Origin of the sequence: Paenibacillus sp. FSL W7-1279, from assembly GCF_037969845.1 — a bacterium.
In the GTDB taxonomy this organism is placed as follows: Bacteria; Bacillota; Bacilli; order Paenibacillales; family Paenibacillaceae; genus Paenibacillus_AQ.
This window is the reverse complement of sequence record NZ_CP150215.1, coordinates 1,467,646-1,493,210: the sequence shown is the minus strand read 5'-3', so window position 1 is coordinate 1,493,210 and position 25,565 is coordinate 1,467,646. Positions and strand designations below refer to the sequence as shown.

The following is a 25,565-nucleotide window of genomic DNA, read 5'->3' as shown; positions in this document are numbered from 1 at the left end:
TTTTGTTGCTGCTATGTCATGTATTTAACCCATCCGTAAACAATTAAACATTACTTTTCAAATCCTTCATTCACCACATATGGACCTGTGCCAAGCGTAGAATGCTGGTGTTTTGCCGGAGGATTTAATACGGGTGCGTCGCCGTAGGCTGTCGGATTAGCCACATATTCGAAATCGCCGGTACCGTCCGGCAGCGGTCCGTTCGCCCAGCGTCCCGCACTGCTCTCCTCCCCAACCGAAAAATTCATGAATTGGCGTGTAGCTTCTTCTACGCTGCGTTCGCGCGGAAACGAAGCAGGAGCAATTGGACCTTCAATGGCCTCGATCTCTTCAATCGCGGCCAGCCACTGGTTCTGGTGCATGATATCACGAGCTATCATGAAGGACAGCATGTCCCGAACGCCAGGATCCGTCGTCTGCTCATACAAACGGACGACCTGAAGCAGACCTTGCGATTCGGCATTCAGATTCGCACGGAAGTCAGCCAGCAGATTTCCGCTCGCTATGATGTACTTACTGTTCCATGGATATCCGTTGCTGTCCGTCGGGGTTGCCCCGAGTCCCGATACGATTGCATGCTGAGGATTCATGCCTCCGAGTGCGGCGGCAATCATCGGGTCCTTCGCCGCTTCATCGACTTGATCCGCAGGAGCGCCGTCAAGAAGCTGGGCTATCATCGTGCTCAACATCTCGACATGGCCAATCTCCTCGGTCCCGATATCCAGCAGCATATCCCGATACTTCCGGTCTGCCCGGCAGTTAAATCCTTGGAAGAGATACTGCATCATGACGGACATTTCACCATACTGGCCACCCAGCACCTCTTGAAGCTTTCTCGCGTATACCGGATCCGGCTTCTCAGGTTTGGCCCGGAACTGAAGTTCTTTCATGTGAATAAACATCCATATCGTCCTCCTCGTATGCGTCATGGTAAGTCCGATTATTTTTTACCCGGTCCGATCGATATTAAACAGCGGTAACTCATAATGTTCCCAGCTTCTATGTACCGTTAACATGATAACAGCCGCGACCCGCGCGGCTGAATCATCAATCTATACTGCTATATCAATTGATACGGACCCCTTCAAACCGGGTAGCGAATCCGCTGAGAATTGTGCCGTTTTCTCCGGTTGCCCTTGCAAATACCTCCACTCGATCGCGAGCCATTAATGGTATCAGTCCGGCGGCATCAATTTTCCCTGTTCTCGGCTCAAAGTTTTCTTCCTCCGATATTCTCGGGACGCCGTTAACCCGAATCTCCAAATCCATTCGAACAGGCGTAAGCGTGATCGTTGTAAAAGAAACGCTGGCCAACAGGGAGTAGATACCTCTTTGCTTAGGAGTGAAGGTCGATGTGGATGAATTGTACTCATTGTTGAGATCCAGTTCTTCAACTTGGTATTGGACTTTGCTGAATACGCCGTCATTGATTTCTTGGTCGATGCCGGAGACTGCTCTAAACGCGGATTTTCTTATTTTGCCGACACGCTTCTTCTTGGATGCGGTATGCTTACTGAGCGTTTTCTTGTAGACAAGCTTTCTGGACCCTGATCGTTTGAACGCCATTTCACTCTCCTCCTGTCGTTCTATCCATATTCTCTACGAAACTAGTTTCATAGTAGTATATCGATTCATAGATTTGGCAGAAACGGTATATACCCAAACGACATAAAAAAGGCACGATCCAGTACTCCGACATGACAGAACGACAGGGCGGCGGTTTGAGGCGCATATCACTTGAAGCGGAGCTTCTCCTCCAGCAATTGCTTGTTGTATAGGATGTCCGGATCATCCGGAGCGTAAGAAAGGGCCCTTTCATTATGTTCATAAGCCTGCTCCAGCTGACCTAGTTTTCCGTAACAATACGTCAGCTGCAAATGGGGAAACCATGTCCAGGCCGCTTGATTAACGCCGTATAATCGACCCTCTGGCATCTCCAGCTTGAGCGCCAATTCGTACCAGTGAACCGCTTTTTCATAATCGTTGAGCTCTTGGAAATAGTACGCGATCCGGCATACATAATCGGCCCGCGGCACGTCATAATTAAACGTCTTTAACAGGGATTGCAGTTCTTGTTCTTTTTGTCCCAGCTCGTGGTAACAATGCGCCATGCGATCACACGCATCCAGTTTTTCCTCAAAATAGCTGACCGGATCATGAATAATCGTTTCATATATTTCAATGGCCTTGTCATAATAGGCGCTCGCAGACAATTCCATTGCATAATGCAGCAACTGGCGCTTGGAGAGGGTGCCTCCCTTCGCAAGATGGGCCTCATAAATACGCAAATTCCGTCCGGAGTCCGTGTGTACGCGTCCATGACTAACGGCAATGTCGGATAACATGATATTTCCCTCAACCTCTAAATGCTCATGCACCGGATCACGCCATTGAAAATGCCTAGAACGCTTCACCAGCCGGTTTCTTTTAACAACCGCCGTGGGCTTCCCCAACGGATCGAAGGCAAGGTAGTAATCCATGCATACGGAGTCCACCGCCGGGTCCAAATTTTGTTTGAGTGCCTTGAACCTTTCCAGATCGGCCGGCTGCAGCCAATCATCTGCATCCAGCCATAAGATATACTCCTTCGTCGCATGAGAGAACGAATAGTTCCTTGCAGCGGAAAAATCGTCGATCCAATCAAAATGAAAGATTCGAGCCTCATATTTGGCTGCAATTCCGAGCGTATGGTCCGATGACCCCGTATCTACGACGACAATTTCGTCAACGACATCCTTAACGGAGTTTAAGCACCGATCCAACACTTGCTCCTCGTTCTTTACAATCAAGCACAAACTAATCGTGATCATGTCCAGCCCCCCATAAACTTGTCTCCCAGACATCATATGGAATGCCATCTCGCGAGGTTTGGACAATAAATCATAGACATAGCAAAAAAGACCGCGATTTCGGCGGTCTTGATCGATGGAGAACGGTCTGTATTATGTCTGTTGTGCGTACGCCTCCGCAGCCGCATGCAGATAATAAGCCAGCCCCGTCTGCTGCTCTTCCAGCATCCGGAGATGAAAGTCGTCATTCAGGAAAAACTTCGTTTGACCCGCAAAATCCGCAGCCGTAAAGGCGTGACCCTGCTCATTCATAAACTGCAGATGATCGCGAATCGAATCTCTTACTCGCGCATCATCGTGCTTGATCCCCGTTTTCAATGCGTTTGCCATGCCTGCCATAAAGGCAGCCGCTTCCCTTGCCTGCTCGTTCATGCTTGGAACATCGACGGGCTCACCCTCGAGCAAATCCATATCATACTGCTCTTTCAGGTGTTCATTCTGCTCCGTTAAAGCTGCCTCCCATTCTTCTTCGCTCTCAAAACCTTTGAACAATTCCTGAGGCTTCATGCGCTTGCCCTCCTCCGTACTGGTTATGGATATTCTTAAGGTTTTCAGAATCGCATTCAATCGATCCGCGCGGTCCATCAGCAACTTCTCCTGTTGTAACAGCATCTGCCGCCGTTCAGGAGTTTCCTCCATCAGCACCTTGATTTGTTCCAGCGGAAAATCCATTTCCCTGTAAAACAGAATGTGCTGCAATCGCTCCAGTTCGGCTGCACCGTACAAGCGATAACCCGCTTCGCTGATCTCGGCCGGCAGAAGCAAACCGATTTTATGATAATGATGCAGCGTTTTAATGGTCACCCCGGACAGCTCCGAAACCTCTTTTACCGTGTATAACATTATGCTGTTCCCTCCTTCGACTTCCAGTCTAAGGCCTCCCCTTGGAGGAGAGTCAAACACGTTATTTATCTAAGGTTTGTTGCCACTTGAGAATCGTTTCCTGCGGGAAAATATGATTTTTGCTCATTATTTTGCTAGAATGGTCCATTATGCAGTAGTAAACAGAAAGGATGTATAGGAACTATGAAAAGGAAATGGTTAAAATACACCATGCTCTTAGTATCTGTTGGAATTTTGGGGATTATCTCGTACTATACCTACGCTATCATTCAGTTCTCAAACCAAATTTCGACCGCTTCGAATCCGGCGAAGCCAGTGGAAGCTTCGGGTGCCGCAACGGAAGAAATCATTGAAATACCCAAGTGGGAGGGTAAGGAACGCATCAATATTCTTCTGATTGGAGGAGACTCCCGGGGAGACGATGCCGGCAGATCCGACACCATGCTGGTGGCTTCCATCGATCCTGTGACGAAAAGAGCCCATTTATTCTCGATTTTGCGGGACACCTATGTGGACATCCCCGGCCATGGCAAAGGACGACTGAATTCGGCATTTGCTTACGGCGGAATCGAGCTGACGAGACAAACCATCAGCAATCTGCTGGACCTGCCCATACATAAATATGTTTACACCGATTTTGTCGGCTTCATAGCCCTGGTCGACGCCATTGACGGAGTCGACATCGAGGTGGAGAAAGACATGTATTACACAAGTAAAGCCGACAAGCATATGTACGACATCGATTTAAAACAAGGACTGCAGCATCTCGACGGCAAGATGGCGCTGCAATACGTCCGGTTTCGGCACGATGCGAGGTCCGATTTTGCCCGTACGGAACGGCAGCGGATTCTCATGACGGAAGTCGCCAAGAAGATGCAGACCACGGGCTCATTAATTAAGCTTCCCGGCATCCTGGATTCAATTGCACCATACATCGAAACCGATCTAAGCCCTAAAGAAATGCTGAAGCTGATGGCTCTGGGTTTTGATGTGAATCTGGATAAAATCGACCAGCAGCAGCTCCCCCCATTCTCGCTGCTGACCAACGAGAAGGTCGGTCGGGCACAGGTGCTCGGCGTAGATAAAAACAAATTGCAGCAGTATGTGAAGCAGTTATTCGAAAATGACGCCGGATAAAATAGCGATCATCGAAAGAGGGCATAGATAGCCCTCTTTTTTTGCGTTAAATCTCCTATATCGTTCGTGGACGCTCATGCAATAAATCTGATGGAGCGGTGCCCGTGACTCGTTTATAGATTCTATAGAAGTAGGAGAGGTCCTGATATCCGAGAAATACGGCAATCTCCTGTACCGTCAGCTGCGATTCCGTTAACAAATACACTGCCCGTTTGATTCGCTGAGCGTGCACGTACTGGCTGATGGTCTGCCCTGTAACGCTTTTAAAGAGTACCGCTGCGTAATTGGGGGTTTTGCCGATGACATCGCCCAGCTCCTCTTTCGTTATTTTCTCACGGTAATGCCGCTCGATATAAGACTTCATCCGGTCCACGTGCAAGTGCTTCTCCGGCGTGATGACGCCCTTGTCCAGCTCACGGCTGATATAAATCAACACTTCTGTCAATAATGCTTCGATCATCAAGACATAATAAGATGGGCGTTCCTGCCACTGCTGATGGATCACCTTCAACCGTTCGCGGATTAACTCATAAACACCCGGTTTAAACTTCAAGGCTTCTTTCCGATCCAGCACGGATAAGTCCGTCGAGGCGCCTTCCGTCCATTGTACGACGATTTGCGTGTGCGTCACGGTAGGGATGCTTTTGCCATAATACGAAACGCCGGCTGGAATAAGCAGCAATTCCCCTTTCTCCATAATTTGCTTATCGCCATTCACCCAATATACACATTTTCCATATGTCACAAGGCTTAAGCGCCATGCTCTTTGCTCATGATCAGCTTCTTCATACCAATCGACACCGCTAATTTGCCTTATTTCTATCGGAGTGACCATAACTCACCTCAACTGCGATACTATAATCCATCTATTGTACTATAGTTCATATCATGATTCGACAAGACAGGCTACAATGTGATCATTAGGGAAGTTTGAATGAAGTCGAAATGCTGTATAAAAGCAGAAGAGAACAAATACAAAGGAGGAACAAACAGCCATGCTAAAAACTAAAATCATTTGTACGATGGGACCCGCGTGCGATTCCATTGAGCTGTTGAAGAACATGATTCAGGAGGGAATGACCGTTGCCCGTTTGAATATGGCTCATGGTGAGCTGGAGGATCACGTCACCCGGATCCGGAATGTTCGCCGGGCCGCAGCCGAATTAAACACGTATGTTCCGATCATGATGGACATTAAAGGACCTGAAGTACGGATCGGCAAGCTGAAGGAGGCTTCCTGCCTTCTGAAACCAGGTGAGGAGCTGATCCTGACTACCGAAGAAATTCTTGGCGATGCCCAGCGCATCTCGGTCAATTATGCCGAGCTGAATCTAGTGGTTAAACCGGGAGACCGCATCTTGATCGATGACGGCCTCGTGGACCTGAACGTTCTCCGCGTCGACGGACCGGACATTCTTTGCAAAATCATCAGCGGCGGGGTGCTCAAACCACGTAAAGGCGTCAACCTCCCTGGGATCAAAACGACGCTTCCCGGCGTCACCGAGCGTGACGTCATGCATATCGGCTTCGGCCTGGAGAACGACATTGAGATCATTGCCGCTTCTTTCGTGCGTCATGGCGACAACATCCGCGAAATCCGCAGCATCCTGAAAGAACGCGGCGCGGAGCATGTACAGATCATCTCCAAGATTGAAAACGGAGAGGGCATGGAGAACCTGGACGACATCATTGAAGCATCCGACGGAATCATGGTTGCCCGCGGAGACCTTGGCGTCGAAGTACCAATCGAAGAAGTGCCTATGATGCAAAAAGAAATGATCGATAAATGCAACCTGGCAGGCAAACCGGTTATCGTGGCAACGCACATGCTGGAATCGATGCAGGTCAATCCCCGTCCAACCCGCTCCGAGGTGAGCGACGTGGCTAACGCGGTGATCCAGGGCGCTGACGTGGTCATGCTCTCGGGCGAATCCGCTGCCGGCAAATATCCGGTAGAATCCGTGCGCACGATGGCGGCAGTCGCCCGCCGCGCCGAGACGATGATCGATTATAAAGACCAATTCGCTTTCAAATCCAGACAGCAGGTAGCCGATATTACCGAGGTTATTAGCCAGGGTGCGGTTAGCTCCTCCCTCGTGCTGAATGCCAAAGCGATCATTACGGCAACGGAGAGCGGATTTACGGCGCGGATGATTTCGAAATACCGTCCGAAGGCACCGATTATCGCGGTCACGCAGCATGAAGAAGTGCTGGCCAAGATCTGCTTGCTCTCCGGTGTCATTCCGGTAAAAGGCGACAAAGTCACAACGACGGACGAAATGTTCGAATCCGCGACCCGTAATGCCATCAAGACAGGCTACATCGAAAAAGGCGACATTATCGTATTGTCTGCCGGCGTGCCGATAGGTCAATCCGGTAACACGAATCTGATTAAGATTCTGCAAGTGTAACTTGTATTTTCCTAAAAAGACCTCCCGGTGATTTAATCGGCGCCAATCCATCCCTCTGGGCATATAACTAACTTAGAGGAATAAGCGCGAAAGATGATCTGCACTGCCTATGGGAGGTCTTGAAATGGTTGTACCGCATCATTCAATGGAGGGCCAGTGGCAGCAGCCTACTGTCCCTCATTGTAAACAGACCCATAGCTATACAAGTCCGTACCAGATGCTCTTTCACTGGAGCCGCCTGGACTGGAACTTCCCGACTCTCGCGATGAAGCAGCGATTCGAGGAGCGCCAGGATTGGAAGCACTGCATGCCTGCAGGCGTCAAGGTAGACCGGCAGGGACGCTTCTATGTATCGGTTCCGCGCTGGGCTGAAGGGGTTCCCGCTACGCTGAATACCATTGCGATGGTGGACGGCAAGCCCGTACTGGAGGCTTTTCCAAGCTGGGAGTGGAATACGCCGGGGGATGTTCGGGTGCTGCAATCCGTCCTTGGCTACGAGATTGATGAACATCATCGGATGTGGATTCTGGATCAAGGAAAAATCGCATACGATACCTCGCCCGTAGGCTCGCAAAAGCTGCTCATCTGGGATCTGAGCGCGAACCGCCTGCTCGACTCTATTGTCATTCCGGACGATATTGCCCCGCCCCGAACATCGTTCCTGAACGACATCGTGGTGGATAACCGCAACGGTTATGCCTATATTACCGATTCGGGCTCCGGCTGGCCGGACCATCCGCTGTATGGCGGAATCATCGTCTACAATATGAGAACGAAGAAATTTCGGCGCGTCCTCGACAGTCATTACAGCACGCAGGACGTCCCCCGTTTCCGGTTTGAGATCGATACCGAGCCGGTATACCGCAACAAGCCGATTCGGATCGGCGCCGATGGCATAGCTCTGTCCGCGGATCGCGGAACTCTATTCTACTGCCAGGTAACGGGGCGCAATCTGTACGCTGTCGATACGCGGCTTCTGCGAAATTTCGATATTCCCGATTCGATCATCCGGGACTCCGTTCAGACCCTGGGCAGCAAGGGAACGACAACCGACGGCATGCATGCCGACAATCAAGGCCGTGTATTCTACACCATGCTCGAAGGCAAGGGAATCGGTTACTATTCACCGTACACACGCTCGTTCAACAAGCTGCTGTCCGACGACAGAATGCTGTGGGTAGACGGGGTGGCTTTTGATCAGCGCGGCTCGATCATCTTCAACAACAACCGCCTGCACCGCATGTTCGAGGAGCCGCAGAACATCGACTGGGATGATCCTTACAATCTGATTGTATGGAGAGCCTACATCGGGCGGGACGTAAAGTCGTACTTATATGGTGGATGAGGGTTGTGAAAAAAGGGTTAGGCAGATCGGGCACTCATGCCCTCTGCCTAACCCTTTTGTTATACGAATTTTAAACTTCTGCATGAGCAGATTTAGTCATTCAACTATTTTTTAGGCACCCGGCAAATATTAGGATCGGTAAAAATATCATATTCATCACGACTCGTGCTGGAGAACTCCGATATGACCGCACCTTCCTCTCCTGCCTGAAACCAATGCAGTGTGTCTGGCGGAATGGTGTATTGCTGCCCAGGTGTCAGTTCGATTTCCTGAAATACGGAATAGTAATCCTTACTCTTTGGCGGTACTAGCGCTTGGATCGGAGCAGAGGGTTCCCCCTCGACGTAAAGATATACCCTTCCTGCTCTGCAGCGGAACGTTTCCATCTTACCTGGGTCTTCTCCCACTGGAGGATGCTTATGCTCGGGACAGGTTTGGCTTGGGAATAACACAAGCTCTTTCGCGCAGTATCGATCGGTATTAATGTAAGTAATGAGCTCTAAACCCTGCGTCTCAAGATCATTCAATCCGAAGGAAGCCACCTCAATCTCGTTCATCTCGTCTGGCGACAGGATGATTCCGGCGTTATGAAGAATTTCCGCCGTACGTTTCTGCGCGGCCTTCACTTGACTGTGAGTCAGCATTAACATTTCGCCTCCTTTGACGTCAATCATTCACGCGTATTGTGTCTCCATTCCCATGAAACACTGACGCCGCTCCATGCACTTTGGGATGGTATCCCGAACGTGCTATCTTTGATACATGCTGCTGCCAGCCTGAGTCAATTCGGGATGCAACTTCCTCCCATGTCGGGATTCCACTTGTCGCATCCGGTCGTTCGACATTACACGCCCCCGTGCCGACAGCCATAATCAGCGACTCTTCCGGCGTCATTCCCTGCATGAATGCGGACAAAAAGCCTGCAATCGTACAGTCTCCAGCTCCCGTTGTCCCCGCTGTCTCTACTATGAAGCAAGGAACCAGAAGTTCCCTCCCTAACCAATCTGTTAAACGTTCAGGGCGATAACGCCCCATGTTCTCCAGCCGGGCTGATTCAGCCGTACTGCGCATATATAGACCATGCTCGCCAAGCTTAAGCACGACTACTGCGGCCCCCATGCCAAGTAATTCAGCGGAAAGCTCCTGCAGCAGATCGGGACCGATCCGGTCCATGATATGCTCGCTTCCGTATTTTTCGACCATTTCCTCATAGCGCTTTTTGTGAAGCATATATAGGATTTCTTCCACGCTTGGCAAAAATAAATCCACGGAGGGAAGCACATTTCGCAACACTTCCCTCCAATCAACATGTCCGGCCAATGAGTTCGCATCGGGTTTCGCCATATCCAGCGATGTCGTGATACCTGCTGCTTTCGCCCGCTGCATCAAGGCTGCCAGCTCGCAGCCCCCTTGCTCATACATGCGCCTCATCAGGGGGGGATAACCGAAATGGAATAAACCCGCTTCTTCCAATGTACGCTTACTGACATCTTCAGCTCCGAATGTATCGTTGGCGCCTGTACAGTGAAGGAACATTCGATCCACCTTCAGTGGACTCAAAACGATTGTATAGGAGCTCGATTCTCCCTCTGATACGATCATGCCTTCTGCTAACGATTCATGCTCTCTGCGAATCAAGGAGAGGATCACTTCGCCGAAAATATCGGTACCCACCTTGCCCATGAGCCGTACGGGCATACCAAGCCGATGAAGCGCAATACCTGTATTGGCAACCGCTCCACCGGTAGCCAGCATCGCCTCTCCGACGTTTAATAACTTCCCCGGCACCATATGAAATGGTCCGTCTTGAATGGAGGGGATAATATCAAGGCAAATATGACCACCAACAATGACATGATAAGGAAGAGAATGTTTTTCAATCAATTTTACGCCCTCCACGGGATCGGAATGGTGTTACCGGATCGATTCGATTCCAATGCAGCCGTAAACACCCGATGGCTCCCTTCCGCTTCCTCAGGCGTTGCGCATCGGAAAGGTTGGAGCATGCCGTCCGATCCGTTAACCAGTTCATCGCAGAAAGCCGCCCACATCTGGAGGATGGAATCCGAGAACCCAAACTCAAATATCCCTCCTGTGATGGTCGAGTAAGCGGATTTGTAAGGCGCATCCATGACATGCCATGCCTGGCTTCCGCCTGGCTCATACGGAAGCCAGGATACCTGCTTCGGATTTTTCGTCGTGAATTCAGCGGACATCGCCGTCCCTTGGATACGGATAAACCATGTGTTCGCATGACCGGGAGCTATTCGTTTAGTCGAAAGCAGCATAGGAAAGCGTTGAAGCGATGTTTGTACGTCGCAGGCCAGAATCGCATTGTCCCATGTCTCGCAAGGCTCCATCCCCCCCTTACCATCTGGCCGCTCTTCTATCACGTTCCTCAACAACGCTCTTACATTCTGCGGATACCAGCCGAATCTCATGGGCAGGTGCAGTACATGCATTCCAAGATCACCCATACATCCATATTCGCCATTAGCGGAGATTCTTCGCTTCCAATTCATCGGTTTATTAGGATCGAGATCGCTCGAATGCCAAAAGCCTGCTTCAACTTCAATGATCTTTCCAAATTTCTCTTCTTGCACCCACTGGGAGATTTGCAGGGCACCCGGAAAAAAAGGGAATTCCGAAGAACAACGCACGAGGACAGACGGGTTCTCATCTAATGCTGTACGGATCGCGAGATTCGCTTCCCGGTCGATTCCAAACGGTTTCTCTCCAAGCAGATGTTTTCCCGCTCGGATAATATCGGTATATATTTGTGCATGCAAATGATGCGGTACGGCACAATAAACGGCGTCTACCTGCGGGTCTGTTAACAGTTCTTTGTAATCGGTATACGAATGTTTAACGCTGGGGATCTCTTGTTCAAACCAGGCCGTGGCTGCTCGGTTTGCATCACAAACGGCGGTAATGGACGGTATAAAATCGACATCGGTCAGATGGCACCATCTGGCAGCAGCACTGGCAAACTCTTTTCCCATGAGGCCGCATCCGATGACACCGAAACGAATGGTTTTTTTATGCCTCATCCGCCATGTCCTCCCCGTTTAAGATCGCAAGGGCCATCTCTGCGCTGCAGCCTCTGTGCACAATTTCCATTAAGGCCTGCGTCATACGTGCTGGATGGGGATGCTGGATCACGTTCCTCCCATATACAATGCCGGATGCTCCTTGATCCATCAAACTCACGGTACGGTTCACAATCTCTTCATCGGAGGCTCGGCCGCCTCCCCGAACAAGCACGGGTACTCCAGAGGCAGTCTCTATAACCCGATGGTACTCCAGGATGTTATCGCATGGATCCGCTTTGATTACATCGCCCCCAAGCTCAACGGCCTGTCTGACAAGGGGAATGATTTTCTCAATATCACCGTCTACCATGTAGCCTCCTTTCGCTTCATTAGGCAGCATCACAAGCGGCTCCACCATGAGGACCATACCGTAGCGTTCACAATCCGTTTTTAACTTCATGACATTTTTCACACATTGGTAATGCAGCTCTGGTTGATTCGGTAGAAGAAGCAAATTCACACATACAGCTACAGCATCCATTCGAACCGCATGCTCGACGGCATGATCTATTACTTGGCTAAATAAATAATGAGGTAATTCTGGACCATAGATATTTGCTGCATCGGTACGCAGAACCAAGCCAGGTTTGCATTTACCAGGAATATGCTGCAGCAGCTTGGATTGGCCAAGGCTAAGCTGAATACAATCCGGGTTGGCTTTTACGACGGTTTCGACCGCTTGTTTCATGTTTTCTATGGATTGCAAAAAGGAATACTCATTAAAAAAACCGTGATCGATGGCTACGTCAAAACACTTACCCGCCTCACTGAACATTCTTCGTAACCTTGCATCTGCCCTCATGGTCACCCATCTCCAATTCATTTATTTCTTCACAACCTTAAACAGGTCTAGTTCTTTTTCATAAAGTGCTTTAAGTGCTGTCATTTCTGGGTGGAGCTTTCGTTTCTCCCATTTCCGTTGCTTGAATAGATTCTCTAGACGCCAGGGAGGTTCTATGAACCAAAATTCAGCGTATTCCGATCAGGTTCAGTACGCGGATGATGCCCCTTAAAAGACAGGACGTATTCCGAATTCCACTCTGGTCGGTTGACGACGATCAATTCTAACCTCATTCTGCCGGTTTCCGAACGAGGGAGTTTGATTCTGGCTGTTGGTCCGCGCCGATTCTCATTAGATGCCAGATCGGCATAATCCCATGCCAACACGAATTGTCGTTCACTCGATCCAACGGTCAACCAGGCTTCGATCCGGCCTGCCGGGACCTGCTCCGCGCTGTCATTCAACATCCATAGTTCAGGCTCAAACCATTCGCCTTCTTTCCAAGTAAACCTTGGAATGCGTGCGCTTGCGAGGACAGGTCTGCATGAAGCTTGCACTGCATAATAAGCCGGCTTCGGCTTGGCCGGATACATGATGATGCTGTTATTGGCTGCAGTCGGCCAAGGCTCGTTATAACACCAATTCAGGGCCATGGAGCATATCGGCTTTTGACGGCGGGCTTCTTCATAGATACATTTGTACCCTTCCGACTGCAGCAGCTGACCGTACTCCACCAGCTGTTCCAGCGTCTCCCAGGGACCGAGATAATGCTCAATCTGGTCGGCCATCAGCCACATATTATCTGACAACGCATGGAATGCGTGATGACTTTCCCAAGCCGTCCCGGGTCGTGGCGGATACAGTTCATCAGCGGGAATAAAGCTCTTTAACTGCTCTACGGACGACGGGGAAGGAACACCAAATTCGGTATATGCGGTGTTCCTGGCCTTAGGCATGGACTGGAGCACATCCTCGCCGTTCCGGTATTGGAACATATAATGTCCATGCCCCATGCCCTCGATCGGCGATGTCATCAAAAAAGGGGTACGGGGATCCAGCATGTAACAGTTCGCATTTAAAAGCCTGAGCGGCAACGATTGATCCGTCATTTTGGACCAAGAATTGAACAGCTCATTGCCGCCGCACCACAGCACCACCGACGCATGGCTCCGAAGACGCTCGATGATCGAGCGCGATTCCTGATCCAGCACCTGGAGATAAGCAGGGGTGTCCGGATATTGGTTGCATGCCAGCGGGAACTCCTGCCAGACCATTAGCCCGATTTCGTCGCATCGCTCGAAAAAGGATTCCTTGTTGACAATCCCTCCTCCCCACACCCGGAGCATGTTCATATGGGCTGCCTTGGCCAAGTCCAGCAGGATTCCGTAATCCTCTGCGCGAATTCGCCCCGGGAAAATGTCCGGGTTTACCCAGTTCGTGCCTTTGCAAAATATCTGCCGGCCGTTGATCTCCATCGTGATCGGCGGATTGCTTCGACTCTTGGGAAACTGGGAGGGCTCCTTCCATGCCCCTTCGTGCATCACCAGCCTTGCGCGTCGGAAGCCGATCCTCTGATGCCTGCTGGATGTCGATGTGCCCGAACTATCCGCCGGCTTGAAACTCACCTCCGAGCGGTACAGGGGCTGTTCACCATGATCATGCGGCCACCATAGCCGAGGCTTCGAAAGCCTCTTCTGTATCGCATGGACCGGGCTTTCACCGTTTACAGCCCATGCTTCTTCAAATACCGTCTCCCCCTCGGGACCGATCAGCCTCCATTGCAGCTCCCCCGCTGCAGGTTGGCTAAGACGCACTTGCAGCTCCAATGCCGCTTCATCCAGCGTTTCTGTTAATTCATAACGCACCTCAGAAGACGCAAGATGTGCTTCCGGCCTGACGACAAGGTACGTATCGTCCCAGATTCCGAGCGGGATCAGGCGAGGATGCCAATCCCACCCGTAGCTCACCGCCGGCTTGCAGGAGTGATCCGCCTGATCCCGGCTTCTAGGCGCTCCAAGACGCTTAGGGACAGGATCGATCACGATCTCCAGCAGACCGCCCTCCCCGCGTAAGCGCTCCGTCAGGTCCAGTTCCACTGGCGTGAACATTCCCTCTTGCTGCAGCAGCTCGGTGCCGTCAAGGCGAATATGAAAGCTGTAATCGATCCCTTTCGATATGAAATAGAGCCGCTCGCCTGGTGAATTTGCCGGGGGGCGCAGCCAAGCCCGATACGTCCAGGTTTTATCCTCCATCCATTCATATTGACGCCAATTCTCACCATAGGTGTGATCCCCCCATCCTTCAGCTCGAGCCCAATCCAATTGGACTGCGCCGGGTACGGTGGCAGGGACCCAGCGATCCGGAGCTTGCCCCGCATGATCACTCCAGCCTACTTCCCATTCCATTGTCTGTCTGGTGACCATATCCAACCTCCATTATCTAATCATTGCACGATCATAGATTCAGATTCAGTGTGTGCCCAGATGCTTTTTCCGTGCTCTCGCCGTTCTTGAATAACAAAATATACTCGGAATCCCACTCGGGCCTGTCAGTCACGACCAATTCGAGTTTCATTCTGCCGGAGGCCATGTCAGGCAGCAACCATCTTGCAGTCGGGCCGATCTGGTTCATACCAGGCGGGATAGAAGGAAAATCCCACTCCTGCAGTAACAATTTCTCACCCGCACCGAACGTTACATACACTCCTATTCGTCCAGGCTTGATGTTGTCGGGACTATCGCTCAGCAGCCATAGCTCTAGCTCAAACCATTCCCCTGGCCTCCACACAAACTTTGGAATGCGAGCGCTTGCAAGGACAGGCCTGCATGAAGCTTGCACTGCGTAATATGCCGGCTTCGGCCTGGCCGGATACATGATGATGCTGTTATTGGCTGCGGTCGGCCAAGGCTCGTTATAACACCAGTTCAGGGCCATGGAGCATACCGGCTTTTGACGGCGGGCTTCCTCGTAGATACATTTGTACCCTTCCGACTGCAGCAGCTGACCGCGGTCCACCAATTGCTCCAAGGTCTCGCTTGGCCCGAAGTAATGCTGGATGAGCTCCGGCATCAGCCAAGTATCCCCCTGCCAAGCGCCGAATCCGTGATGAGACTCCCATGTCGTGCCAGGTCTAGGCGGGAACAGCTCTTTGGCCGGGATAAAGCTCTCTAATTGTTCAACAGATGCAGGTGAGGGTATGCCGAACTCGGTGTAAGCCGTATTCCTCGCCTTAGGCATGGACTGCAGGACATCCTCGCCGGATTCATAACGAAACACGTAATTCCCGTGAGCCATGCCCTCGATCGGTGATGTCATCAAAAAAGGGGTATGGGGATCCAGCATGTAACAGTTCGCATTTAAAAGCCTGAGCGGCAACGATTGATCCGTCATTTTGGACCAAGAATTGAACAGTTCATTGCCGCCGCACCACAGCACCACCGACGCATGCCTCCGAAGACGCTCGATGATCGAGCGCGATTCCTGATCCAGCACCCGGAGATAAGCAGGGGTGTCCGGATATTGGTTGCATGCCAGCGGGAACTCCTGCCAGACCATCAGCCCGATTTCGTCGCATCGCTCGAAAAAGGATTCCTTGTTGACAATCCCTCCTCCCCACACCCGGAGCATGTTCATATGGGCTGCCTTGGCCAAGTCCAGCAGGATTCCGTAATCCTCTGCGTGAATTCGCCCCGGGAAAATGTCCGGGTTTACCCAGTTCGTGCCTTTGCAAAATATCTGCCGGTCGTTGATCTCCATCGTGATCGGCGGATTGCTTCGACTCTTGGGAAACTGGGAGGGCTCCTTCCATGCCCCTTCGTGCATCACCAGCCTTGCGCGTCGGAAGCCGATCCTCTGATGCCTGCTGGATGTCGATGAGCCCGAACCATCCGCCGGCTTGAAACTCACCTCCGAGCGGTACAGGGGCTGTTCACCATGATCATGCGGCCACCATAGCCGAGGCTTCGAAAGCCTCTTCTGTATCGCATGGACCGGGCTTTCACCGTTTACAACCCATGCTTCCTCAAATACCGTCTCTCCCTCGGGACCGATCAGCCTCCATTGCAGCTCCCCCGCTGCAGGTTGGCTAAGACGCACTTGCAGCTCCAATGCCGCTTCATCCAGCGCTTCTGTTAATTCATAACGCACCTCAGAAGACGCAAGATGCGCTTCCGGCCTGACGACAAGGTACGTATCGTCCCAGATTCCGAGCGGGATCAGGCGTGGATGCCAATCCCACCCGTAGCTCACCGCCGGCTTGCAGGAGTGGTCCGCCTGTGAACGACCTCTGCCGGGAGGTGCGCCAGGACGCTTGGGGACAGGATCGATCACGATTTCAAGCAGACCGTCCTCCCCGCGTAAGTGCTCGGTCAGATCCAGTTCTACCGGCGTGAACATCCCCTCTTGCTGCAGCAGCTCGGTGCCGTCCAGGCGAATATAAAAGCTGTAATCGATTCCTTTCGATATGAAATAGAGCCGCTCGCCTGGTGAACTTGCCGGGGGGCGCAGCCAAGCCCGATACGTCCAGGTTTTATCCTCCATCCATTCATATTGACGCCAATTCTCACCATAGGTGTGATCTCCCCATCCTTCAGCCCGGGCCCAATCCAATTGGACTGCGCCGGGTACGGTGGCAGGGACCCAGCGATCCGGAAATTGCCCCGCATGATCACTCCAGCCCACCTCCCAGTTCAACGCCGTGATCTTCTTCATGCTGAACCCACCTCTACTCCAGGATTTGGAGTTAATCATGTGCATACAGGCTGCGATTCAGCCCCCTCTTCCCGAATATGCCCTCAATTAGATATTCAATTGTGCAGTCAATGTCACCGTATGTGTTCACGATCGTATCGATGGAAGTCTCGTATTCTTTATGCACATAGGAATGAAAATGAGACACAAAGATGATCGGCGTACCCAGCTTGCTCCACCCGGCCATCATATTTCTGGCAACCTCATCGTGCAGACGAACGACGTTCAGTCCGTAACTAAGCTTGCTTCCAATCGAACATATAACAAGATCATAGGCCTGTTCGCACATCGCACGGTATAGATTGTCGGGTCCCGGGTCAACCCACTGAGTCAGCTGGTCTGTATGTTTTCCGAGTTCATCTTTCATTTTGTCGTAGAGCTCCGCATATCGATCAGCATGGTTCATGATCACTACATGAAGAACTCGGGTCTGTCTGGTGATCGGATACGGTATCAACTGCTTTCGGTCTCTTACGACAGTGATACTCTTAGCTACGACTTCCTTAGATGCTTCAAGATTACGAATCGGATTGGATGCTTCGACGACTCGGTGCGTTCCATCCATCAGTCCCAACTGAAACTTGAGTGACACAATTCGAAGAGCCCGCTTTTTCAACGTGTCGATCGACAGCATACCGGTCTCAAGACGCTGTTCCATCTCCCTGTAGAATATGTCATCCATTCTTGTGAAGAGCAGGATGTCGCAGCCATTCTCTAATGCCAGAGCACAGGCGTCAAAATAATTTATGTACCCTACAAGTCCCCCCATCTCCACCGCATCGGTAACGATCAGCCCATCAAACCCAAGCTCGCCGCGGAGCAGGTCAACCAGAAGCTTCCTGGATATCGTGGCAGGCGGATAGGTTCCCGTCGCCTCATCGATCTCATCAAAAGCCGGCAAAGATATATGACCTGGCATGATCGCCATCGCGCCATCGTCAATGAGATCCTTGAACACTTTGCCAGGTCCAGCTCTCCATTCTTCCCTCGATAATGGATTCACTGGGGTCGTCAAATGTTGATCATATGTTCCAAATCCATCCCCTGGAAAATGCTTGATCGTTGCCATCATGCCATGGTCCTGAAGACCCCGCATATAAGCCGACACCATTTTTACCGTATGTTCCGGATCCTTACCCGCGCTTCGTATGCCGACGACAGGGCTGTCCGGGTCGTATGCCAGATCCGCGACCGGCGAGAACGTCCAGTTATATCCGAGCTCACCGGCTTCCTTGGCAGCAATGGCTCCAACCTCATAAGCCAGTTCTACTGAATTGGTTTGGCTGATCGACATCATCGACGGAAATTTCGTTGCACCAAGCACCATATTACCTGCACCGCATTCAAGATCACTGACAATAAACGGGGGGATCTTGCATCTGGATTGGAATCGTTCGATTTGCTGCTCAAGCTCCTCCCGCTCCGTAGGATGGAAAAACATCGCTCCAAAGGTTTCCGTCCGGTCCGGGCCCACTCTCGTATACGTCGGGCAGCATACTTGGTCCAGCAACTCCCGGTTTGTTAAAGAATCCACGACTTCCGCTGCTGCTTGTGAGAGTTTAATTGTAAATTTCATATCGCTTCTATTCCCTCCTTAATCTGCATCATTACTAAGGCACAATCGCAGCGTGCGCCAGCAGCACATCTCTTACTTCCTCCAGGTTCACCTGCCGGACCGATATATCATCCCGAGCAGCAATTGCAGCGGCGGCGCCAGCTGCCTGCCCCATAGCCATGCAGCTGGCTTGAACCCGGTAGGCCGAATGAGCAACCCGGTCACCGGAAGCACATCGCCCAGCTGCAAGCAAATGATCGCTTCCGCGAGGTACCAATGCCCCATAAGGAATGGTTGGTACCACACCTTCGGCCAAAGGCCGAACATCCGTCGTATTGGAATCGTGCTGATGGATATCGATCGGATAGTAGCTGTAGCAAACCGCATCCGGCCATCGATAGCCACTGATATAACGGTCCGCGTCTACCCATTCTTCTCCGGCAATACGCCACGTTTCCCGAATCCCGCATTCATTGGCAAAATACTCAACATACAGCTGTTCGCAGCCGGGAATGCCCCTGAGCAAACTGTAAATGCGCATTAGCGCCTTTCTTGCTTCAATTTCAGCATGGGACTTCGTCAACGAAGTTGAACCATCAATATCGGTAATATGCAGCGAACTGCTTCCCCTGCTTTGGAGCTCCCTGTACAACGGGATTTCTCCTGGCAGATGATCGGTCCTCCTGATATTTCCAGCTTGCAAGGCGGTGGAGTAAGCCTCTTTCAATGCGGTGACATCGACCTGTTCCATCTGATATCCGCCAAGCTTATAGACCAGTGTTCCCGGCTGTAGCACTTCCCCCTTTACCCGCTCATATCCCATCAGTCCTGCCATATTGGCATCGCCGGTTCCATCCACCATCTTCTTGAATCCAATAGCTGAAAGTCCTGATTTTCCTGCTGTCATCAGCCGGCGCTCCTGACCCTGCACATAGACAGCTGCCGGCATTTCATGGTAACGAAGCACGACACCGGCTTCCAGACACATTTCTTCAAGGATGGTACTATATACAAATCGATTGACCCTTATTTGGTGTTCCCAATGCCTATTCCCCACCGATTTGGTGAAATCCGGCAGGGTCGCTCCTCCTTTGGCCACTGTACGCTCAATGGCTTCCCAACCTATGCCTCCAATGACCTGCTTCCCCCATGCGTGAAATAGACCGGGGAAATCGACCGCTGCCACCACCGTTGTGCCGCCAAGGATACTATTCTTCTCAATAAGGGTGGTCTTTGCCCCTGCACGTGCTGCTTGAATCGCAGCCGTAAAACCTGCAGACCCTCCACCGACAACAACAACATCATAGGAATCCGCTAACGGATACTCTTTCATCCACATCCTTACTACACCTCTTTCATCCTGTTATTCCAGCAGACCGCATGATGATTTCATGTTACCGACTCCAATTTGAATTCGACATGATGAAATCGTTGTTTTTATTGAAAATATTCATGACCTCGCAACGTGAATATTGAACTATTTTTAGATTTTGTTGAAAAAGTAATGGTGGTGGGCTTCGCGTCCGCATTTCACCAAAGAACAAAAGAAGAGACTGTCGCCTCCATAGATCATATCTATGAAAGGGACAGCCTCTGATGTAAGACTTTAGAGAAACTTATATTGCGTCATCAGGGAGATGGAACGATATCGATGTGCGCCACGTCGATGTTATTGAAAGCTACGGCACTGTTGTTATGAATTTGAATCGTATGTGTGCCTGCAGACAGCGTTCCCAGGCTTCCTTGATAGTTTGACCAGCTGCTGCCCGGTGTGAACGTGCCATTCGATACATTCTGCCCATTCAATTTCACCTGGAAGGACGGAGCTTCCCCTTCGCCGTAAGCTTTAATCGTAAAGTCATATTTGCCTGCGGCGGGGATATTCACCGTCCATCCTGCGGTACCCGTCCGCCAGATTTTCCCCCATCCATCAGGAGTTTGGGCAGCGCTTCCCGGCCAATCGCCTGCTCCCTTGATTTCGTTCATGCCATTAGCCTCGACTCCCAGGTAACGAGAGGGAGCAGCCGGCCCAGCCGGTGTAATGAAACTAAACACATCTGCGGACGGTGTGGAACCGCTGGCATTATTCGCAATAACCTTCCAATAATACGTCGTGTTACTTTGCAGATTGTTGACTTGATGCGTAGTTCCCGTAACCGTTGTATTGACGATCGGATTCGTTAACGCTGCATGGCTCGAAACAATGACCGTGTAATGATCCGAACCGAAAGGTGCATAAGATTTGCCATCGATAACCTGCGTCCAATCCAGAGTAACGCTGGTGCCTTCCACGGATGCGTTGTTCGCCGGTGATTTAAGCGTAAACGGACCCGGTGCTGCACCCTCGATATCCATATGCGCTACATCGATGTTGCTCTGCGCAACCGGGCTGTTGTTGTATATCTGAATGGTATGTGTACCGGCTGTGACCGTTCCGAGACTTCCTTGGTAATCGGCCCAGCTGCTGCCAGGGCTGAATGCCGCATTCGGAACGTTCTGTCCATCCAGCTTCACCTGGAAGGCAGGCCCGCCTCCTTCGCCATAAGCTTTAATCGTGAAATCATAATTTCCCGTGGTCGGAAAATGCACGGACCATTGCGCAGACCCCGTCCGCCAGATTTTGCCCCAGCCTTGCGGAGTTGCTGCTTGGGTGCCGGGGTAGTCGGATGCGGTCTTTCTCTCATTCATGCCGACTGCATACTGGCCAAGATAACGGGATAGGGCCTCTGGTGTTTCTTCTGTTCCCGTTATTTCCACCATCGTAATCGAATGAGCTGGGAATGTTCTTGTAAAGCTATTGGATACACCCGTGATCGTATTGCCGGGTATTGTTGGCAGCGTACCGTTCGAGGCAACCTGGATACCGTTAATGTTGGCTCCGGATTGAGAGTTGATGGCCGGTGCGTTTAACACCCAAGAGGAAGCCGTTGACTCGGGTGTGAAATTGGACAGATTAATGGTTGCGCTCAGGTCTTGGGTCTGATTTTTATTGATTACCATGAGATAGAGCTTGTTATTGACGCCTGTGCGTTTACTGCCCCATATGGTTAAATTCTGGTTGTCGCTGGAGCTTGTCGCTACCATCTGATCACCAAAGTAACGATTTAGCATCGGGTACAGGTAATAGGCTGGCCGCACGTTCTTATTGATGTCCATCAAGCCGTATGCTTGATTGCCCTGCAGGAGAAACTGGGTAACAAAATCCATTTGGTGGTAGGCCAGCCTGCCCAGAACATCGCCCAGCCATAACGCTCCGGCCATCGTGTCACCAATCCCTGCACCTTCCTCACCTCCAGTCACTTGACCAAGTTCAGTGATGCCCAGTAAAGCTCCTGGTGCGTACTGGTCACGATAACTGACGAGATTATCCGTCGGTGTCGTGTCAGTAAATTGATTCGCCCAATTGATGTAGGAATTTGGATAATCCGTCCCTTCGTAGGTCAATAAATTGTCGATCGTAGGAAAAGAGGACGAATTGGGATTGGTCTGACCGCCCCACAGCGGATACCAATGGATCGATATAGCATCCAGTGGCTTGTTAAGGTCAGCCAAAGTAGAGAGAACCGGCTTTGTCCAGCTGGTCATCTGCATAGGCTGCGCATTTGCGGGACCCATGATCGTAATGGTGGGATCCACAGCCTTCATAGCATCCGAATATTCCCGGATTCTGGCTGCATACTCAAGTGGTGTAACTGCATAGGCATCGCGGAAAAACTCTGGCTCATTTCCGATTTCCCAATATTTGATATTATAGCCCTTCTCAATATTCGCGTACCTCACCATATCGGCGGCCATATCTTTGTCATTCACTTTGGCATTAACCGTGATAAGTGGCTCGGCTCCAACTTCCTGCACCAAACTCATAAAGCTGTCCAAGACATCCGCCGTGATCGTTCTCGTGTACGGATTGGGACCCGTATGCCATTCGTATGAGTTCGTGCGATCCCAATAGGCCATATCAGCCTCGACGCCAGCAGGGAATCGTATCATTTTAATGCCTGCTTCTTTAATCAAATTTACATACTGTTCCGATCGAGTGCTCACCGGATGGAACTCATTTCTTGTCCACAGACCAATATTCGTTCCTCGGATCTCATCTTTCATCGGCGCCACTACCGTATCGGCATCAACCATCAGCGTAGCATCAGCAGCGTATGCCTTGGACGTATGCTCCATCAGCGGCAAGCCTCCTCCATAGACCATGCACATTACACACAACCATGCAGCGAGAAATTTGATTCCAGTTCGCTTTAACACCACCATATCCCTCCTAATGAATGCTTAATAGAAATACGGATTTCACCTCCATCAAAAATGGTTTGGACATGTTGAGAATCATAAAATGACTTTTTCATGTTACATCTTTAAAATTCAGGTCAACATGATCTATTCGTTGTTTTTATTGAAGAATCTTAGGGACTTCGGCACATATTGAAATATCTTCAGGTGAAGTTGAAAAAAAGATCATTTTCCCCTCCGATGCCTGTGGGGAAAACGATCCTAAAGAGATTTATTCCAACACCGTTTCCAATAGCAAAACCCAATCGTTGCCTCTTCCGCTGGTAGGTGGCTGGAAGACCTGTATTCGGGAGTTGGGGAACCTTCCAGCTTCTATAAACTGGCCATTTCGCGGATCATACCATGCAGCTCTCACCTGATCACCCGCAATTTTTCCCATTACAACGCTTGCCGCCACCCCATTGGGACTGTATATCATCACGAAATCCCTTCCTCTGGTTGCCGCCATGTAGTTGGCGCCGGAATGGTTGCTTTCGAGAAGGCTTTGATCTGGCACTCGATCGAGGTCGGGGTAAGCTTCCATCAATGACCGCAGATGCTGCATTTGTGCTGCACCCGGTCGCGATAACGCATCACGCCAATGCATAAGGTAATGATCACCTGGCTTTAATGTCATGGACCAAATACTGTGATGTCCGTACGTGTGTCCGAAAGCGCCTGAAAATACCGCATAGTAGGCAGCTGTTCGAACATCGGAAGCATCAAAATAACCGTTTTCCGGTCGAAAGCCGATGGGTATATCCTCATAACAAGGCTCTGCATCTAGCGTCGGTTTTGTAGGTGTCTTATGATAATCCTCCGTCACCATTCTATGGCTACTGGTAAGACGCTCGCCGTGTCCCGACTGAATCATGTTAAAATCAAGCCAGGTTTCATGATGCAGCTGGTGTGAGGACGACTGACATCCTGCCGGGTGATATGTCATTAAGTGTCGACCTTGATCTCCCTCCCTCAGGCCTTGCGCCATGGCACGTATGATCGCAAAATGATCAAACGTTACCAAGGGGCGATCCCCACCCAGCACCCATATAACGTTCGGCCGATCCTTATACCGTTCCCCGACCCAACGCCCATAAATCGCTGCGTTCTGTTCATTGAAGATCTCCGGTCCCGTTCCATGCTTAAGATGAAACTTATCCCCCCAAGTCGGCAGTAAAGCAACATATAAACCCAGTGACGCAGCGCGATCAATCACATAATCCACGTGATGCCAATAATGGTTCGTTCCGTCTGTATCTGGTAACCCCGGGTCATAAAAACCACCCGCGTTCTGTTTAAGCGGCAACTTTCCGTAAGCATTGCCTGTACACAAGCCATTCGACTCGGCCAATATGACAGTTTGGATAACATTAAATTTAAAGTCGGCGCGATGCAATAAATACTCATCCACTTCTTCGCGATTCAGCTTGTGAATCAGTTCCCAAGCGGTATCTCCCAGCCAGAAGAAGGACGCCCCGTCTTCATAAGACAAAAATCGTTGATTCTCGCTAATCCTTAGTGTTTTCATTGTCGTGGATTGCCCCCTAAACGTTCTAATAAAGTTACCCAACAATTCCTGTACGCTCCACACTTTCTACAAAATAGCGCTGCACAAATAAATACAGAATGATCAACGGCATAATAGAGAGCATCAGCCCGGTATCCACCAGCATCGAAGCATAGAATGGATCAATGCTGGTGGCGGTCTCCAAGCTTGCTCCGGGTACGCTGAACAATAGATAGTTATTCACGTTGGCCGGCAGAGCAACAAGCTCATTGGATAATACCTTCACGCCGCTCAAGAAATTCCCCGTAAAAAAGGTGTCATTCCACTGCCATACGAAGGAAAACAGGGAAACGGTTATAATCGAAGGTATCGCACTCGGTATGATAATGTGGGTGAATGTCTTCAACATGCCCGCCCCATCCACGAATGCCGCTTCTTCCAGGTCCTTGGGCATATTCAGGAAAAATTGCCTGAATATATAGATATATAGGCCGGACTTTAACGCATTCCCAGTCAGTGCCGTCAGGATGAACGGCCAGTAAGTATTCAGTAGATTCAGTCCATCTCTCCCCGTTATCCACTGGTATGATCCGAAGAAATCAAAATTTTGAAAAGTTAAATATAGCGGCACCATAATCGTTTGCGGCGGAACCAGAATGGTAGCTATAACTCCTGCAAATAACAGCTTCGCCCACTTGGACTGCCATTTGGCAAATCCATATCCGGCTAGTGCGCAGGATACTAACTGGAGAATCATCATCGCCGTCGATAAGGTGAATGTATTTAACAACGTCGGCCAGTAATTCATAATCTCATATACGATTTTGATATTGCTAAAGGTGAAGTTTTCAGGAATCCACACGACCACAGGATTATAAATATCGGCTTTATCCTTGATCATGGTCACAATTTTAACCAGAATCGGGTAAAGCACTACAAAGACCAATCCAATGAGAAGTATCGCCCTGATCACTACCCAAACTGCGGTTTTCAGCTTCGTCCATGTCGCCGGTGTCAT

The 25,565-nt window shown here is 50.6% G+C and carries 19 protein-coding genes; 3 read left to right on the top strand and 16 right to left on the bottom strand.

Features of this window, described 5'->3' with window-relative positions; translation table 11 throughout:
* Positions 1-50 precede the first annotated feature (50 nt).
* The 4 genes from MKY82_RS06305 to MKY82_RS06290 form a co-directional block, all read right to left on the bottom strand.
* The gene (locus MKY82_RS06305) at positions 51-902 is read right to left on the bottom strand and encodes a manganese catalase family protein (protein ID WP_194541222.1); all 852 of its coding nucleotides are present in this window, start codon (positions 900-902) and stop codon (positions 51-53) included.
* A gap of 163 nt (positions 903-1,065) precedes the next feature.
* A complete protein-coding gene (locus MKY82_RS06300) occupies positions 1,066-1,566 on the bottom strand; it encodes a hypothetical protein (protein ID WP_339295754.1) in 501 nt (166 codons plus the stop codon).
* A 167-nt stretch (positions 1,567-1,733) separates the two neighbouring features.
* A complete protein-coding gene (locus MKY82_RS06295; protein WP_339295753.1) occupies positions 1,734-2,810 on the bottom strand; it encodes a glycosyltransferase in 1,077 nt (358 codons plus the stop codon).
* A gap of 132 nt (positions 2,811-2,942) precedes the next feature.
* A complete protein-coding gene (locus MKY82_RS06290; protein WP_339295752.1) occupies positions 2,943-3,692 on the bottom strand; it encodes a MerR family transcriptional regulator in 750 nt (249 codons plus the stop codon).
* A gap of 183 nt (positions 3,693-3,875) precedes the next feature.
* Between MKY82_RS06290 and MKY82_RS06285 the strand changes: the two genes are divergently transcribed.
* Positions 3,876-4,829 (top strand): LCP family protein, encoded by a 954-nt coding sequence (locus MKY82_RS06285; RefSeq protein ID WP_339295751.1) that lies wholly within the window; start codon positions 3,876-3,878, stop codon positions 4,827-4,829.
* 55 nt (positions 4,830-4,884) lie between these two features.
* On the opposite strand, the gene MKY82_RS06280 is transcribed toward MKY82_RS06285, so the two are convergent.
* On the bottom strand, positions 4,885-5,664 hold the full coding sequence (locus MKY82_RS06280) for an AraC family transcriptional regulator (protein ID WP_194541217.1): 780 nt from the start codon (positions 5,662-5,664) through the stop codon (positions 4,885-4,887).
* Between the two features lie 160 nt (positions 5,665-5,824).
* Between MKY82_RS06280 and pyk the strand changes: the two genes are divergently transcribed.
* Both pyk and MKY82_RS06270 read left to right on the top strand, forming a co-directional pair.
* Positions 5,825-7,240, top strand: coding sequence for a pyruvate kinase (pyk, locus tag MKY82_RS06275; RefSeq protein WP_194541216.1), 1,416 nt, complete (start codon positions 5,825-5,827; stop codon positions 7,238-7,240).
* 124 nt (positions 7,241-7,364) lie between these two features.
* On the top strand, positions 7,365-8,585 hold the full coding sequence (locus MKY82_RS06270; protein WP_194541215.1) for an L-dopachrome tautomerase-related protein: 1,221 nt from the start codon (positions 7,365-7,367) through the stop codon (positions 8,583-8,585).
* A 104-nt stretch (positions 8,586-8,689) separates the two neighbouring features.
* Here MKY82_RS06270 and MKY82_RS06265 read toward each other — a convergent pair whose 3' ends face one another.
* The 11 genes from MKY82_RS06265 to MKY82_RS06215 all read right to left on the bottom strand — a co-directional run bounded on the left by MKY82_RS06265 (position 8,690) and on the right by MKY82_RS06215 (position 25,565).
* Positions 8,690-9,229, bottom strand: coding sequence for a D-lyxose/D-mannose family sugar isomerase (locus MKY82_RS06265; protein ID WP_194541214.1), 540 nt, complete (start codon positions 9,227-9,229; stop codon positions 8,690-8,692).
* A gap of 22 nt (positions 9,230-9,251) precedes the next feature.
* Entirely contained in the window at positions 9,252-10,469 is a 1,218-nt protein-coding gene (locus MKY82_RS06260; protein ID WP_339295750.1) for a carbohydrate kinase family protein, read from the bottom strand.
* Between the two features lie 2 nt (positions 10,470-10,471).
* Positions 10,472-11,635 carry a Gfo/Idh/MocA family oxidoreductase gene (locus MKY82_RS06255; RefSeq protein ID WP_194541213.1) on the bottom strand — a complete coding sequence of 388 codons (1,164 nt, stop codon included), beginning with the start codon at positions 11,633-11,635 and terminating at the stop codon, positions 10,472-10,474.
* Positions 11,625-12,500, bottom strand: a complete 876-nt coding sequence (locus MKY82_RS06250) for an aldolase (protein ID WP_233354772.1) — start codon at positions 12,498-12,500, stop codon at positions 11,625-11,627. The genes MKY82_RS06255 and MKY82_RS06250 overlap by 11 nt, the downstream gene beginning before the upstream one ends.
* A gap of 131 nt (positions 12,501-12,631) precedes the next feature.
* A complete protein-coding gene (locus MKY82_RS06245; protein ID WP_339295749.1) occupies positions 12,632-14,881 on the bottom strand; it encodes a glycoside hydrolase family 2 TIM barrel-domain containing protein in 2,250 nt (749 codons plus the stop codon).
* A gap of 31 nt (positions 14,882-14,912) precedes the next feature.
* The gene (locus MKY82_RS06240; protein ID WP_339295748.1) at positions 14,913-17,168 is read right to left on the bottom strand and encodes a hypothetical protein; all 2,256 of its coding nucleotides are present in this window, start codon (positions 17,166-17,168) and stop codon (positions 14,913-14,915) included.
* Between the two features lie 31 nt (positions 17,169-17,199).
* The gene (locus tag MKY82_RS06235) at positions 17,200-18,783 is read right to left on the bottom strand and encodes a glycoside hydrolase family 3 N-terminal domain-containing protein (protein ID WP_339295747.1); all 1,584 of its coding nucleotides are present in this window, start codon (positions 18,781-18,783) and stop codon (positions 17,200-17,202) included.
* 34 nt (positions 18,784-18,817) lie between these two features.
* Positions 18,818-20,101, bottom strand: coding sequence for an FAD-dependent oxidoreductase (locus tag MKY82_RS06230; protein WP_339295746.1), 1,284 nt, complete (start codon positions 20,099-20,101; stop codon positions 18,818-18,820).
* A 290-nt stretch (positions 20,102-20,391) separates the two neighbouring features.
* Positions 20,392-23,019 carry a carbohydrate-binding protein gene (locus tag MKY82_RS06225; RefSeq protein ID WP_339295745.1) on the bottom strand — a complete coding sequence of 876 codons (2,628 nt, stop codon included), beginning with the start codon at positions 23,017-23,019 and terminating at the stop codon, positions 20,392-20,394.
* Between the two features lie 253 nt (positions 23,020-23,272).
* On the bottom strand, positions 23,273-24,568 hold the full coding sequence (locus MKY82_RS06220) for a glycoside hydrolase family 140 protein (RefSeq protein WP_339295744.1): 1,296 nt from the start codon (positions 24,566-24,568) through the stop codon (positions 23,273-23,275).
* A gap of 34 nt (positions 24,569-24,602) precedes the next feature.
* Complete coding sequence (locus MKY82_RS06215) at positions 24,603-25,565, bottom strand: carbohydrate ABC transporter permease (protein WP_339295743.1); 963 nt, start codon at positions 25,563-25,565, stop codon at positions 24,603-24,605.